This window comes from Hymenobacter negativus (genome assembly GCF_016056375.1).
In the GTDB taxonomy this organism is placed as follows: domain Bacteria; phylum Bacteroidota; class Bacteroidia; order Cytophagales; family Hymenobacteraceae; genus Hymenobacter; species Hymenobacter negativus_A.
The window spans coordinates 1025219-1040020 of the sequence record NZ_JAEDAE010000001.1 but is presented as its reverse complement, the minus strand read 5'-3'; the positions used below and the strand labels follow the sequence as shown (position 1 = coordinate 1040020).

General features: G+C 59.7%; 14 protein-coding genes. 9 read left to right on the top strand and 5 right to left on the bottom strand.

The features are described from left to right. The first annotated feature begins 12 nt into the window (after positions 1-12). The 3 genes from I7X13_RS04510 (at position 13) to I7X13_RS04500 (ending at position 4131) form a co-directional block, all read left to right on the top strand. Positions 13-1770 carry a L,D-transpeptidase family protein gene (locus I7X13_RS04510; protein ID WP_198074507.1) on the top strand — a complete coding sequence of 586 codons (1758 nt, stop codon included), beginning with the start codon at positions 13-15 and terminating at the stop codon, positions 1768-1770. Positions 1771-2188: 418 nt separating this feature from the next. Continuing rightward, positions 2189-2992 (top strand): helix-turn-helix domain-containing protein, encoded by an 804-nt coding sequence (locus I7X13_RS04505; protein WP_198074506.1) that lies wholly within the window; start codon positions 2189-2191, stop codon positions 2990-2992. A gap of 953 nt (positions 2993-3945) precedes the next feature. Continuing rightward, positions 3946-4131: a hypothetical protein gene (locus I7X13_RS04500; protein WP_198068736.1), complete on the top strand. Its 186-nt coding sequence runs from the start codon at positions 3946-3948 to the stop codon at positions 4129-4131. A gap of 124 nt (positions 4132-4255) precedes the next feature. On the opposite strand, the gene I7X13_RS04495 is transcribed toward I7X13_RS04500, so the two are convergent. Continuing rightward, on the bottom strand, positions 4256-4738 hold the full coding sequence (locus tag I7X13_RS04495) for a hypothetical protein (RefSeq protein WP_198074505.1): 483 nt from the start codon (positions 4736-4738) through the stop codon (positions 4256-4258). 121 nt (positions 4739-4859) lie between these two features. Continuing rightward, the gene (locus I7X13_RS04490) at positions 4860-6368 is read right to left on the bottom strand and encodes a DEAD/DEAH box helicase (protein WP_198074504.1); all 1509 of its coding nucleotides are present in this window, start codon (positions 6366-6368) and stop codon (positions 4860-4862) included. A 300-nt stretch (positions 6369-6668) separates the two neighbouring features. Here I7X13_RS04490 and I7X13_RS04485 point away from each other — a divergent pair, with 300 nt between their 5' ends. Then, entirely contained in the window at positions 6669-7181 is a 513-nt protein-coding gene (locus I7X13_RS04485) for an NUDIX domain-containing protein (protein ID WP_198074503.1), read from the top strand. A gap of 83 nt (positions 7182-7264) precedes the next feature. On the opposite strand, the gene I7X13_RS04480 is transcribed toward I7X13_RS04485, so the two are convergent. Beyond that, positions 7265-7861 (bottom strand): hypothetical protein, encoded by a 597-nt coding sequence (locus tag I7X13_RS04480; RefSeq protein WP_198074502.1) that lies wholly within the window; start codon positions 7859-7861, stop codon positions 7265-7267. Positions 7862-8088: 227 nt separating this feature from the next. On the opposite strand from I7X13_RS04480, the gene I7X13_RS04475 reads away from it, so the two are divergent. The 4 genes from I7X13_RS04475 (at position 8089) to I7X13_RS04460 (ending at position 11853) form a co-directional block, all read left to right on the top strand. Beyond that, a complete protein-coding gene (locus I7X13_RS04475) occupies positions 8089-8316 on the top strand; it encodes a hypothetical protein (protein ID WP_198068728.1) in 228 nt (75 codons plus the stop codon). Next, positions 8313-9236, top strand: a complete 924-nt coding sequence (locus I7X13_RS04470; RefSeq protein ID WP_233454652.1) for a UDP-2,3-diacylglucosamine diphosphatase — start codon at positions 8313-8315, stop codon at positions 9234-9236. Before I7X13_RS04475 ends, I7X13_RS04470 begins: the two co-directional genes overlap by 4 nt. A gap of 68 nt (positions 9237-9304) precedes the next feature. Further along, the gene (locus I7X13_RS04465) at positions 9305-10357 is read left to right on the top strand and encodes a glycosyltransferase family protein (RefSeq protein ID WP_198074500.1); all 1053 of its coding nucleotides are present in this window, start codon (positions 9305-9307) and stop codon (positions 10355-10357) included. A gap of 32 nt (positions 10358-10389) precedes the next feature. Continuing rightward, positions 10390-11853, top strand: a complete 1464-nt coding sequence (locus tag I7X13_RS04460; RefSeq protein ID WP_198074499.1) for a GH1 family beta-glucosidase — start codon at positions 10390-10392, stop codon at positions 11851-11853. A gap of 102 nt (positions 11854-11955) precedes the next feature. On the opposite strand, the gene I7X13_RS04455 is transcribed toward I7X13_RS04460, so the two are convergent. Continuing rightward, positions 11956-12588, bottom strand: a complete 633-nt coding sequence (locus I7X13_RS04455; protein ID WP_198074498.1) for a hypothetical protein — start codon at positions 12586-12588, stop codon at positions 11956-11958. Positions 12589-12729: 141 nt separating this feature from the next. On the opposite strand from I7X13_RS04455, the gene I7X13_RS04450 reads away from it, so the two are divergent. Beyond that, complete coding sequence (locus tag I7X13_RS04450) at positions 12730-14226, top strand: 3' terminal RNA ribose 2'-O-methyltransferase Hen1 (RefSeq protein WP_198074497.1); 1497 nt, start codon at positions 12730-12732, stop codon at positions 14224-14226. 7 nt (positions 14227-14233) lie between these two features. Here the strand turns inward: I7X13_RS04450 and I7X13_RS04445 are convergent, their stop codons facing one another. Next, positions 14234-14797 (bottom strand): hypothetical protein, encoded by a 564-nt coding sequence (locus I7X13_RS04445; protein WP_198074496.1) that lies wholly within the window; start codon positions 14795-14797, stop codon positions 14234-14236. Positions 14798-14802 lie beyond the last annotated feature (5 nt).

Below are 14802 nucleotides of genomic sequence, written 5' to 3'. Positions count from 1 at the left end.
TTATTCCCTTCAATGAATTTTCTCCTTCGAATTACTTCCCTGCTGTGGCTGCTTCTGATGGCGGCCCTCGGCAGCACTACCCTTGCTTCCTGCGGCTCATCCGACTCGCAGAACCAGACTGCCGGACAAACGGTGGCCGACTCTTCAGCGGCGACCACTGTGGCCGGCCCCCAGCCCCTGCTTGATAGCACGGAAGTCATCAAAGCTTTTCAGGCCGAGCCCAAGTTCAAGGCGCAGCTGCTCCCGGCGCGTCGCTTTTACCGGGAGCGGGGCTTCAAGTTGGGGTGGTTTAAGGACCACCAGCCGGTGGCCCGCGTCAAGACCCTCGAGGATATTATTGCTAAAGCTGGCAATGAAGGACTTAACCCTAAAGATTACCAGGTTAAGGACATATCCAAAATGCTAGCTGAACTGGAAAAGGTTCGGGGCGACTCCGTGCGCCGCAATGCGCTGGAGCGCCAGGTAGACATTGCTCTGACCGGAACGTACATGAAGTGGGCCAACGACTACTACCGGGGCGTGGCCAACCCGCACGATAAAAAAGACACTTCCTGGCTGGTCAAGCCCAATAAAATCAAGCTCAATAAGGCCCTGCTTACCTTTTTGGGCGAGCGTAAAAGCCGTTACAACTACTACGAGTTTGCGCCTCTTCACCCCGAGTACGACCAGCTGAAAAAGGCGCTGGCTACCTATCGCGCTCAGGAACGCGCCGGTGGCTGGCCCACCCTGCCAGCTACCCTCAACCTGAAACCCGGTGCCACCTCGCCGGCCGTCGCCGCCCTGCGCAAGCGCCTGCTCGATAGTGCCGGTGGAGCCGCCGCCAGCGCGCCCGCTCCGGCTCCCAACCAGCCCGGCACCCCGGCCGCCGCTGCGCCGGCTGCGCAGGTTTACGACCCAGAACTGGTGCAGGCCGTCAAATTATTTCAGCAGGATGCCGGACTGAAGCCGACTGGCATCGTTAGCGGCGAGACGCTGAAGCAGCTCAACGTGCCCATCGGTACGCGCATCGACCAGCTTATTCTGAACATGGAGCGCTGGCGCTGGCTGCCCAAAAAGTTCGAGCCAAACTACCTCCTCGTGAACATTCCCGAGTTCACACTGCACGTCATCGAAGCCAACAAGGAGGCCTTCAACATGCGCGTTATCGTGGGCAAAGTGCTGCACGAAACCCCGGTCTTTAGCGACAAAATGGAGTACGTGGTGCTGGCACCTTACTGGAACGTGCCGTTCAGCATCATCGATAATGAGCTGCGGGAAAAACTCGTGGCAAACCCCAACTACCTCGACCGTCTCGATATGGAGGTGGTGAAAGGCTACGGCCGCAAAGCTACCGTAGTGGACCCGGCCTCGGTCGACTGGGCCAACGTGACGCAGGAGACGTTCAAATACACGCTGCGCCGCCGGCCCGGACCCAAGAATGACCTGGGCGATGTGAAGTTTATCTTCCCCAATTCGAACGATATTTACCTGCACGACACGCCCCACGACGAGCTGTTTTCGCAGAGCAACCGCAGCTTTAGCCATGGCTGCGTGCGCCTTTCCGAGCCCATCAAACTGGCCACCTACTTGCTGCGCGACCGGCCCGAATGGAACCAGGCCACCATCCTAGACTCCATCGCTACCCGCCACGAAAAGTATATCACCCTCAAGGAAAAGTTGCCCGTTTACCTGGTCTACTTCACGGCCTGGGCCGATGCCGCCGGCCACCCGCACTTCCGCGACGACATCTACGGGCTGGATAAAAAGCTCGCCCGCGAATACTTCGACTAGCCAAAATGCCGTCACTTCAGCCCCCCTGCGTGGGGAGTTGATGACCCAAAAGGCCCGGTAACCGAGGAGGTTATGGGGCCTTTTTTTATGTCGATGTTACGGGGAGAATAGGCCGAATCAAGCGTTTGAACCAAGCTGACAATAACTCATCGTTGGGCTGCAGAAACATTACGCCAGACAGTAATCTAGGAGAGTAACGCATTGTTGCCAGTATTAATCCAGACGTATGAGAGTTACGGTATTCACAGTATTTGCTCTGATTACATTTGTTTTTCGAGTGATTTGAGGCAAGTAGATTATTAAAGTGTTACAGATGTAAACAAATGTTATTGGTTCGTTTAAATACAATTGTAATCACAGGTTTTTAAGTTGCTTTTAGACCCACTTGATTTCATGCGCTACATTTGTAACTAAAATAATGACTATGGTTGAGCGCATCAGAACCCTTTTAGAAAGCCGGCAGCTTACGCCTACGCAGTTTGCGGATGTTATCGGCGTGGCGCGGCCCATCGTCAGCCACATTCTATCCGGGCGCAACAAGCCTAGTCTTGAGGTCGTCCAACGCATTCTGGCTGCTATGCCCGATTTGGCCATGCCATGGCTGCTCAACGGGACCGGACCTATGCTGGCTGCTGACGGTGCCCATACTGCGGCGGTGCCTCCCGTGCCGTCAGTGGAAGCAATAACACCAGTTATGCCAGCCGTGGCTGCTACGCCAGCACCTGTTAGGGCTGAGGAGCGCCGCAAAACAGTTGTTGAGGCTGTTGTCGAGGCCCCAAAGGCGCCTGTTTCAGGTAGTAAAACCACTGAAAAAGAAAATGTTGCAAGCGCTTCGCCCAAGCCAGTGCCACTGCCTGCCAATGTGCCTGATTCGAGTCGCGGACGGGTTATGCCCAAGCGCTTTGTAGGCAATGCCGCCGTTTTGGAGGCGTTGCCCCAACTTCCGGATACTACTACTACCCCATCCCAGCCGTTGGCGGTGCCATCTGAACGGCGCCCGGCAGTAGCTCCGGTACAGGGTACTGCCCATACTGCACCCGTTCCCATGCCCACCCCTATGGCCGAGGTGGCTGATAAGACGGTTTCCCCTCAATCAGTGCCCGCTGATGAAGCGCCGGGGGCAACATTGGCTTCGGCGCTATTTGCGGGAGGCGACAAGCCCATCCGTCGGATTGTAATTTTCTATCGCGACGGTTCCTTTGCCGATTATCAACCCGAGTAGGTTCCGAGGCAAAGGGTGGTGCTGTTTTCGATTCTCCCATCTCGTTGTAGATGGTTGTTGCCCATCATTGCCGGGCGTTAGGCCTGAACCCGCTGGTCTCAATTTGGCGTATGTAACACATACGCGGGCCAGCAAAGCGGCGCCATGTAGGGTGTTTGTATTACTCTATCGGCGGGCTCTCACTTGAACGCACCTGCTGAAACCTGGCCGACTTCAGACTTCCGATTGTTAAACCTAGGAAGTGTGAGCGTATCATCATTATTCAATTTGTCATGTGTCTGGGGCTGGTGCATGTATGCTTTTGTAGGTTCCGCCAGGTTAAACTGAATGTTCTTTGGAACCGCAATATTTGATTGTATAGGCTGCTAACTTTTATAGGGCTGATCGGCAAGGCTCCTATAGAAAGATTTTATCGTACATAAACAATTGTTTATCAACAAATTAAATTAAGCTAATGGAAGTAGTAGTTTGGATTGATTGATGGATTTTTTAGGTCTTGAATTGATAATTTTCAGCCCATTGATTCTAGCTATTTGAGCAGATGTACAACCGGTGTTACACCGAAGGGTTGCATGCTTCTGCTAATGGAGTTGACATCCCAGGTAAAATAAATGACATTGCTAAGTGCAATATTGGTTTGACTTCAAAATCCGCTTGTACTAACATAGTGAGATGGATTTTTAGAGTATGGTACTGTCATTGGAAGGCGCGGCAACGGTTGAGTAGAATGCTGTCTGATGCCACGATGCTATGCTAGGCATAGTAAGCAAGGGGAACCGTTGCATTTGGGCTGGCTTGCTGGCGTGTTGTCAATTGTAAATGGAGCGGGGGGACTGTTTCCCCAAACTCATTGTTGGGTGAAAGTGCGCAAGGGCAGTCCGAAATGCATTAGGCTGTGTGGATGGTCTGCTGGTTGGGTTGTTCGTTTGGCGGCCGTAGGCTACCTTCGTGGCATGAAACTGACCCGCACGAATCTTTGGTTGGCCGCCGCAACGGCCATGCTCCTGACGGCCTCTTGTGCCCAGGCCCCCGATGCCGCTGAGGCTGAAAAAGACCCTTCCGCTGATGCCGCTTACAAACGTGCCCATCGTGCCGAGGGATACCGCGAAGCTCAGCGCTCCAACGTTACCCGCAACTAAGGTCAGCGGCTGGCTTCGCCGCTGCGCTTAATCAAGAATAAAAAAGCCCCCGCCAAAAATCTGGCGGGGGCTTTTTGTGCGCCTTTGGTTTTGCCAACCACAATGAACGTGGCGGCCGGAATGGTCAGCGGGCGGCTAATATCGGAGCTGGCACCAGGCCGTCGAAGCTCGGCAGGCTGATGCCGGCCAACAAGTCGCGCTCCAGCAAGTCGGCCCAGGTGCGGAGATAGAGCACTACATCGTCGCGCTGGTTGTGACGGAGGGCGTCGCGCCGCTCAAACGGAATGGCGGCCCGGATGGCGGGGTCGGAGATGCGCTCGAGGTGCGTGAGGTCGCGGCGGCTGAAGCCGAGGGCCAGCATCTCGTCGATGGTCTGGTCGATGGGTAGGCCGCTGGTGGGGCAGTAATCGGTAATCTGCCGCTCCCAGTCGCCGTAGCGCTGCATGGCCCGGGCGTGGATTTCGGCCTTGGTGAGGCGTGTAACGGTTTGGGCGAGGTGGCCGCAATTGCAGCTGCCCATGTGGCCCCACTGGTAGGGGGCCTGGGTGGCGAGGCGCTGGGCCGTGTCGCGCAGGGCCTGAATAACGGGGAGCGTGGGCTGGGCCATGATGAGGATGGAATAATTCGCGAACGAGCAAGTAATCAGCCTTGAAAAGCACAAGGCCCCGGAAAAAGTTTTCCGGGGCCTTGTGCTTTTTGTTTGTCTGGTGTGGCCCAAAGGCCCGTGCTTAGAACGAACCCCGACGCGTGCCGCCGGCATCGCCCCGACGACGGCCGCCCATGTCACCGCCTTCGCGGTTGCCGCCCACATTCACGCGGGCCCCGCCGCTGCCGAAGCGACGAGCGGTATCCGATTGGCCGTTGCCGGCCGGCCGGCTGCGCTCGCCGCTGGGACGGCCACCGCCGCTACGCTCGCCGCTGGGGCGGTCGCCGCCACGGCCGCCACCCGAGCGACCGCCGCCGCCCTGGCCGCCGCCCGAACGACCGCCGCCACCATTGCCACCCTCACGGGGACCACGGGCCGGACGGCCAGCCGGGCCTTTGGGCCGGATGATGCGCTCGTTGCCGTGCAGCATCACTGGTTTGATGCGGCCCGACACGAACGGATGCTCCGCTTCCACGTCAATCTGGCGGCTGATGAGCTTCTGAATATCCTGCAGGTAGGCGCGCTCCTCGTCCTCTACAAAGGAGAAAGCCGTACCGAAAGCACCGGCCCGACCGGTGCGGCCGATGCGGTGCACGTAGGTTTCGGGCTCGTTGGGGATTTCGTAGTTGATGACGTGGGTCAACTCGTCCACGTCGATGCCTCGGGCGGCGATGTCGGTAGCCACCAGCACGCGGGTGCTTCCGGCTTTGAAGTTGGACAGGGCACGCTGGCGGTGGTTCTGGCTTTTGTTGCCGTGGATGGCTTCGGCCTGAATCTGGTTGGCGGCGAGGGCTTTCACCACTTTGTCGGCCCCGTGCTTGGTGCGGGTGAAGACAAGCACGCGCTTGATGTCCTTGTCCTGCAGAATGTGGCGGAGCAGGGCGGGCTTGTCGTTGTTCTCCACTAGGTACACCGATTGCGTCACCGTGTCGGCGGTGCTGCTGACGGGCGTTACGGCCACGCGCACGGGGTTAGGGCGCAAAATGGTGGCGGCGAGCTCCTGAATCTGGCCGGGCATGGTGGCCGAGAAAAACAGGGTCTGGCGCTTGGTGGGCAGCTTGGGCAGGATGCGCTTGATGTCGTTGATGAAGCCCATGTCGAGCATGCGGTCGGCTTCGTCGAGCACGAAAACCTCGATTTGGCGCAGGTCCACGAAGCCCTGGTTCATGAGGTCGAGCAGGCGGCCGGGCGTGGCAATTAGTACTTCCACGCCGCGCTTGAGGGCCTGCACCTGCGGGTTCTGGCCCACGCCGCCGAAAATAACGGTGTGGCGAATCTGGCTCAGGTGGCGGCCGTAGGCGCCGAAGCTTTCGTTGATTTGGATGGCCAGCTCACGAGTGGGCGTGAGCACAAGGCAGCGGATGGCACGCGAAGAATGATTCGAAACCTGGGCGGTGCGGTGCAGCACCTGCAGGATGGGCACGGTGAAGGCCGCCGTTTTGCCGGTGCCGGTCTGGGCCACGCCGAGGAGGTCTTTGCCCTCCAGCACGTGGGGAATGGCCTGCTCCTGGATGGGAGTAGGGGTGGTGTAGCCTTCTTCTTTGAGGGCTTTGAGAATGGGGTCAATCAGGTTTAAATCGTCAAACGTCATAGGTTGGGTTTAGTACCGGGTACTTGAGTACCGTGTTGGCAGACAGCGGTCCGCGTATTACGTGGTTGAGCCTGCGAGGCTGCACAGGCGGTCATGGCCACACCGGACGAGACTAGGCGTGGGCGGGGTTTGAAGGCTCGTCGGAGGCCGTCAGATTCCCTGAATGAAGAGGAATTGGGGTGAGGTGCGCTTACTTCGCGGAGACAGCCGAGGCGCGGGGCTTTGCCCGACGCGGCCGGGCAGCGGGCTGCTCCGACGGCGGCCCTGGTTTCAACAAAGGTACAACACACAACTCCGACCATGCAGATTATCGAGCGCACCCGGGTTTTCAATGGCCATTACAAAGTCAACCAGCTAATCGTTCAGGACGGCGAGCACCGGCTCCGGCGCGAGCAGTTCGCGCCCGGCCGGGCCGTGGCCGCGCTGGTCTATGACACGACCCGGCAGGTGTACGTGCTCACCCGCCAGTTCCGCATCGGCCCGGAAGCGGAGATTCTGGAAATTGCCGCCGGCATGATTGATGGCAACGAGGCCCCCGAAACGGCTGTGCGCCGTGAGATTCACGAGGAGCTGGGCTACGAGGTCGATAAGCTGGAGGAAATCGTGTGCATCTGGCCCTCGCCGGGCACCAGCTCCGAGGAAATCACCGTGTACTACGCCGAAGTGAGCCACCGCCCCGGCGCAGGCGGCGGGCTGGCCGAGGAAAACGAGAACATCGAAATGGTGGAGCTGAGCTGGGAAGCGCTGGTAGCCGAGCCGCTGCGTGATGCGAAGTCAATAACTGCCGTACAGTGGGTGCGGCTGCGGCGGTAGAAGCACTATTAAAAAACACCGGGGCGGCAACTCGTTACTATGAGTGCCGCCCCGGTGCAGTGACCAAGTTATAAATTCAATGCCTACTCCGTGGCAGCCGCCGGCAGCGCCAGCGTGTAATCAAACGTCTGGTAGAGCTTCGCGTCGCGGATGCTGACGTTGAGCTCCTGAGGGTCCATTCTGGGGAAGGGGATGACGGCTTTGCCTTGGTAGAGGTCGCGGCCGAAGAAGCGGCCGGTGGCGGGGGCCAGGGTTTGGGTGAAAACTTCCTTGCCGGCTTTGTCGGTAGCGGTGAGGGTGAGGTTGGACATTTCCACGCCTTTGGGACCCTGGCGGTGCACGATGACCACGAGCGTGCCACCGGGCGGAATGGCGGCCACGCGGCGCTGGTAGGTAGTATCGGCCCAGTCGTGCAGCTTTTTGAGGTGGGTTATTTCCGTCAGCAGGTCGGTGTAGGAGCGGTAGCCGAGGCGGGTGAAGGAACCGTCGACGTCCTGCTCTTCGTCGGTGTTTTTGGTGAGATTCTTAACGTAGGGCGACTCCGAGTCGCGCTGGGCAAAGGTGTAGCGGCTGCGGCCTTTGGCAGCCTTGCCGGTGGGCTGAGCCAGGGCGGCCCCGGCGCACAGCAGGAGCAGGGCTACGGCGAAGAAATGGCGGGCCAGACGGGGTAGAAACTGCATAATAAGCGGTAAAATGAGGAATGAAATAAGGCGATGTCAGCCTACCGGAAATTGGGTGAACAAAGAAACGGAAACCCGGCCGAAATACCTGAAATTCTGGCGCGCCAGAATTGGACTGCGTAATTAATATCAGCCTTTATTTAACCTTAATATGGCCGTAATCAAAGATTAACAGTAGCCGGGGACCTTTGAAAGCAGGATTTTCACTGGTTATAACCGTTCCTGCTATGTACTTCCCGGCATTGATTTCGGGGCTGCGCCGTTTGGGGCGCTGGCTCGTGTACGAGTTGTTTCAGATGGCGCTGTGGGTGGCGTATGCGTTGCACACGCTGGGCAGCCTGCGCTCGGCGTTGGGGGGCGAGTTTGGCCGGCGCACGGCGGGGCCGGCCATCCGGCCGCGCCGCTCGGTGGGGCCGGCGCGGGGAGGGCGTTTCACGCAGTCGGCCGCCGCATGAGCGTAGCAACGATGGCATTGCCCGAAAATCCGCCGATTATTCCCGCCCGGCCCGCTGCCCGCCGCAAGCGTCGGGTGCAGGTGGCCGTCATTTCCGATGTGCACCTGGGCACGTATGGCTGCCACGCCCGCGAGCTGCTGCGCTACCTCAAGAGCATCCGGCCGCAGGTGCTGGTGCTGAATGGCGACATTGTGGACATCTGGCAATTCAGCAAAAACTACTGGCCGCCGGCCCACATGCGGGTGGTGCGCTACCTGGCCGGCCTAGCCGCCAAGGGCGTGAAAATCCATTACCTGACCGGCAACCACGACGAGCTGCTGCGCAAGTTTGCCGGTCTGAAGCTGGGCAATTTCCGGCTCGATAACAAGCTGGTGCTCGACTTGCCCCACGGCAGCACCTGGCTATTTCACGGCGACGTGTTCGACGTGACCATGCGGCATTCGCGCTGGCTGGCCAAGCTGGGCGGCCACGGCTACGATTTACTGATTCTGATAAACCGCTTCGTGAACTACGGGCTGGCCAAGCTGGGCCGGCCCCGCGTGGCGCTGAGCAAGCGGGTGAAAGAGCGGGTGAAATCGGCGGTGGCGGCGGTGAGCAATTTTGAGGAAACGGCCGCCACCATCGCCGCCGATGAAGGCTACCGCTACGTGGCCTGCGGGCACATCCACCAGCCCGAAATCAAGGCTCTGGATACTGAAAAAGGGGAGGTGACTTACCTGAATTCCGGCGATTGGGTGGAAAACCTGACGGCACTGGAATACACCGCCGAGGCCGGCTGGCAACTCTATTATTACAACGACGACCCGGCCATGCAGCAGGCAGCGGAAGCCGATGCCACCGATGCTGCCGAGGAGCTGGCCGATGCCAACCCGGCGCAGCTGCTGGAAGGATTGTTGGCCGAGTTTAAGATTAGGGCGTAAAAGATGTAGAAATTGACTGTCATGCTGAGCGCAGCCGAAGCATGACAGTCTGATAATTCAAAATATAAATGTCCCGACTTCTCTATGCAATCCAGGGTACCGGCAATGGCCACCTGAGCCGGGCGCTCGATGTGGTGCCGCTGCTGCAAAGCCGTTGCGAGCAGCTCGACGTGCTGGTGAGCGGCCCACCCGCCGATTTACCGCTGCCGTTTGAGGTAAAATACAAGGCTCAGGGCATGGGGTTTGTGTTCGGCAAAAAGGGCGGCATCAACTTCGTGAAAACGTTCGGGCAGTTCAATTCAGCCCGGTTCCTGCGCGAGGTGCGGCACCTGCCGGTGGAAAGCTACGATTTGATAATCAGTGATTTTGAGCCGGTGAGCAGCTGGGCCTGCAAAATGCGGCACGTGCCCTGCGTGGCGCTCAGCCACCAAAGCGCCGTGCTGCACCCCGCCGCCCCGCGCCCCGACCGCGAAGACCCGGCAGGACGCGCCGTGCTGAAACACTACGCGCCCAGCACGGCCCAGTACGGCTTTCATTTTCAGCGGTATGCGCCAGAAATTTCTACGCCCGTTATCCGCCAGCAGGTGCGCGAGCTGAGCCCGACCAACGAGGGACACTATACGGTGTACCTGCCGGCCTACGAGGAAGAAATTCTGGTGGAGCGGCTGCAATACCTCAGCCGCAGCGTGCGCTGGGAGGTGTTCAGCAAGCACAGCCAGCAGCCCGCCGAATATGGCAACGTGCGGGTGTGGCCCGTGAGCGGCCCGGCGTTTCTCGATAGCCTGGCCCGCGCGGCCGGTGTGCTGTGCGGCGCCGGTTTCGAAACTCCGGCCGAGGCGCTCTACCTGGGTAAAAAGCTGCTGGTGATGCCCATGAAGCAGCAATACGAGCAGCAGTGCAACGCCGCCGCCCTGGAAAAAATGGGCGTGCCCGTCATCAAAAACTTCAAGGACAAAAATCTGGACAAGGTGGACCAGTGGCTGCACCAAGACCAGGTAATTCCCGTTGACTACCCCGACCAGACGGCCGCCGTAATTGAGCAACTGCTGCGGGAGCAATTGCCGGAAAACGGTGTTGGGCCGGTACACCGTAAACAAGAGCGTCACGCGTGGCGTGCTTAATTCATTCGTGCTGAATTCTTCGCGCCCCGCGCATGATTAAACTTCCCCCCAGCTATTCCGAACCGCTGCCGGCGGCCTTCTACCCGGCCTCGGCGCCATTGCCATTTTCGCGGGCCGATTTTGGTCCCGATTTTCAGTGGGGAGCCTCGGCGGCGGCCTACCAGACCGAGGGCGCGTGGCAGCACCAGGGCAAAGGCCCCAGCATCTGGGACGATTTTACGCGCCGTAAGGGCGCCATCCGGCGCAACGAGCACGGGCGGGTGGCGGCCGATTTCTACAACCGCTACGAAACCGACCTGGACCTGGCCAGCAGCTTGGGATTGACGGACTTCCGCTTCTCGGCTGCCTGGTCCCGGGTGCTGCCCGATGGCGCCGGGGCCGTGAACCGCCGCGGCCTCGATTTCTACGACCGGCTGGTGGATGCCTGCCTGGAGCGCGACCTGCGCCCCATGCTCACGCTCTACCATTGGGACCTGCCCAGCGCCCTGCAGGCGCGCGGCGGCTGGGCCAACCGCGACATCGTGGGCTGGTTTGCCGATTATGCCCAAATCATGGCCCGCCGCCTCGGCGACCGGGTGCCCCAGTGGTGCGTGCTGAATGAGCCCATGGTGTTTGTGGGTGCGGGGCACCTGCTGGGCATCCATGCACCCGGGCGGCGGCATTTGGGGGCGTTTCTGGCGGCGGCCCACCACGCCACGCTGGCCCAGGCCGAAGGTGGCCGCGTTTTGCGCGCCGCGTTGCCTGCTTCGGCCCAAATTGGCACCACGTTTTCGTGCTCCTACCTCACGCCGCACCGGCCCGGCAATGCCTACGACGAAGCCGCCACCCGCCGCGCCGACGCCCTGCTGAACCGCTTTTTTGTGGAGCCTACCCTCGGCCTGGGCTACCCCACGGCCGAGCTGCCCGCCCTGCGCTGGCTGCTGGAGCGCTACCAAAAGGCCGGCGACGAGCAGCGCATGGCCTTCGATTTTGACTTTTGGGGCATTCAGAACTATACCCGCGAGGTGGTGAAGTTCTCGCCCTGGCTGCCGCTGCAGTGGGCCGCGCTGGTGCCCGCCAAGCAGCGCAGCGTGCCCTACACCGACATGGGCTGGGAGGTGTATCCCGAGTCGATTTACCACATGTTGAAACAGTTCGCCGCTTACCCAAATGCGCCAACGCTGCTCGTAACCGAAAGTGGCTCAGCCTTCCCGGATGTTGCTACGGACGGCCGGGTCCCCGATGTCGCCCGCCGGGCTTACCTGCAGGCGGCCATCGGCCAGGTGCTGCGGGCCCGGCAGGAAGGGGTGGACGTGGGCGGCTATTTCGCTTGGAGCCTGACCGATAATTTCGAGTGGGCCGAGGGCTACGGGCCCCGTTTCGGCCTCATCCACGTCGATTACGAAGCCCAGGAGCGGATTGTGAAGGACTCGGGGCGCTGGTACCAGGAATTTCTGGGCGGAGCGGTGGTGGAGAACAGGGCAGCCGTGGCTATGCAGGCCGGAACATCGCGCTAGCAGGATGTAGAGACGCGGCACTTCGCGTCTCGGCGTTGAACGACATCCCAACGACGCGTATGCCGGGACGTGAAGTGTCGTGTCGCTACATCGTTCCAGCCACTACAGCAGCATATCACGGCAGCTCACGAAATGCTCAATCAGCCGCTCTGGCTGCTGCTCGTCAAACTCCCCAAAGCCCAGGATGAAAGCTGGCGCGGGCTGCACAAAATGGATGGCCTCGTTCACCGTTTTGAGATAGGGGCTGATGCGGTTTTTGTCGCCCTCGGCGGCGGCGAACTCCTTGTCCCAACGCAACAATTCCGGGTCTTTGCGCACCAGAAATGGGATGACGAAGGGGACGAAGCGCCCGAAAATCGGGTTTTCGTCGGTCGTCAGCCGGGTGTCGGGCCAGACGTGGAATTCGGCAAACGAAGCTGGTGGCACTACCACGAAGGAAGCCTTCTCGACCGTCATTTCCGCGAACATTTCGAGGCGGTTGGGCTGGGCGTAAAACTGCGCGTAAGCGGCGTACCACACCGAAATGCCGGCCGGATTCACCAACTGATAGGGGTGGAAAGTGCTAGCAATGCCCAAGCCACCGTGGTCGCCGATTACGAGGTTGTAGAGTGCGCCAAATTTCGTTAAATCAGCCGATTGCTGGTAGGGCTGGCTGGTGAGGCCGTAGAGGTAGAAACTGGCGAAATCATTCAGCGAAGGGCCAGTAGGGGAAGCGGGAGGAATGAAATCGGACACGGAAAACGGCGCGGGTGAGAGGAGGGAAGCGGGCCGAAAAACGGCTTTGCCCACTGCAAACCTACTTCGCAGCCCGCAACCTTTCCTTGTATCGGGCATGCCCGTGCTACATTCGGCTTCCTGAATTTCCGCATCGCGTCTATGCTTCTCACCATTTCCACCACCTACCAGCCCGCCACCGACCTCGGCTACCTGCTGCACAAGAACCCCGCGCGCCTGCAAAGCATCGAAGTGGCCGGCGGCCAGGCCCACGTGTTCTACCCCGAAGCCACCGCCGAGCGCTGCACGGCCGCCCTGCTGCTCGACCTCGACCCCGTGGGCCTCGTGCGCGGCAAGGGCGGCGCGTCCGGCGAAGGCTTCGCCCTGGAGCAATACGTGAACGACCGGCCCTACGTGGCCTCGTCCTTCCTGAGCGCGGCCCTGAGCAAAGCCTACGGCACGGCCATGAACGGCACCTGCAAAGACAAGCCCGACCTGCCCGCCCAAGCCCTGCCGCTGGCCGTGAAAGTGGCCGTGGTATCGGCGCCCGGCCCCGACTGGCCGCGCCGCCTCTTCGAGCCGTTGGGCTACGAAGTGGACATCGAAACCGCCCCGCTCGACCCGACAGTGCCGGAATGGGGCGACAGCCGCTACTACACCCTGCACCTGCGCCACGAAGGCCTGCGCCTGCAAGACGTCCTCACCCACCTCTACGTGCTGCTCCCGGTGCTCGACAACGACAAGCACTACTACATCGGCGAGCACGAGGCCGAGAAGCTGTTGCACCGCGGCGGCGACTGGCTGCCCCAGCACCCGGAGCGCGGCTTTATCACGCGCCGCTACCTGCGCTACCTGGCCGCCTACGTGAACCCCACGCTGGAGCGGCTGATGGAAGGCGATGAAATCAACGACTCGGCCAACGAAACCTTACCCCCTGGCCCCCTCTCCCGCGGAGAGGGGGCACCGGCTATGCTCGATGTGGAATCGTCTGGCTCCCCCTCTCCGCGGGAGAGGGGGCCGGGGGGTGAGGTGAACGCGGAGGGTGACCCCAAACTGTCCCTCCACGACCAGCGCCTGCAGCAAGTAGCCCACGAAATCTACCAACTGGCCCCCAAGCGCGTGCTCGACCTGGGCTGCGGCGAAGGCAAGCTACTGCGCCTGCTCCTGCGCCAGCCCAAAATCGAGTACATCCTCGGCATGGACGTGTCGCACCAGGCGCTGGCACGCGCCGCCCAACGCCTGCACCTCGACGAGATGCCCCCGCGCCAGCGCACCCGCATCGACCTCATCCAAGGCTCGCTGCTCTACCGCGACGAGCGTCTCGCCGGCTTCGACGTTGCGGCCTTGGTCGAAGTTATCGAGCACCTGGACGAAAACCGCCTCGCCGCCCTCGAAGCCGTGGTGTTTGGCCAGGCCCGCCCGGCGCACGTCTTCGTCACCAGCCCCAACGCCGACTACAACCAACTCTTCGAGAAGCTCAACGCCGGCGAATTTCGCCACGACGACCACCGCTTCGAATGGTCCCGCGCCGAGTTTGCCGCCTGGGCCGCCGGCGTGGCCGAGCGGCACGGGTATCAGCTGCGGCTGGAGAGCATGGGGGAGGAGGTGGAAGGCGTCGGCGCGCCTTCGCAGATGGCGGTGTTTGGGATGATTGTTTAAAGATTCGCTAAGAGGCGTAAATTTTTATTTGCCACTTGTAATAAGCTTTCACAATTTCCTCGTCGAACCATCTTCCAGTGTCCGCAGGATTAAAATCAATCAGCATTCTATCCTCATCAATATCATTGTAAGAGAATTGTAAAAGAAAATTATAAGTCCGTATAAGATGGTTTTTTGCGATGTTTAACCTCTCTGAACTAGGATTGTAATGATTGATATAAGATAAGATAGTAGAAATTTCTGTTTCCTGCCAACTTGTAGGCAAGTCGGTAATTGGTTGGTCTAGTAATTCTAGTGCTATACCATTAAGGAGCGCCAAACAGCCTTCTTCTACCACTTTCTTATAGCGAATAGATTCAGCCCATTCCTGTTCGAAATCAATTGATAGAAATTTCCAGTAAGGTCTGTTGAACTGGCCCGTAGGCAGAAGGACCGATATATTCTCTCCTATGTTCTCATCAAAGTAGGGTAGGATATCCTTCCTAAGCTCATGAATTTCTTCAAAGCTTACAGGTATTTGCTTGCCATTTAGCTCGATTCTGTAGAAGCTAATAGTTTCGTCAATAGTCATTTGAT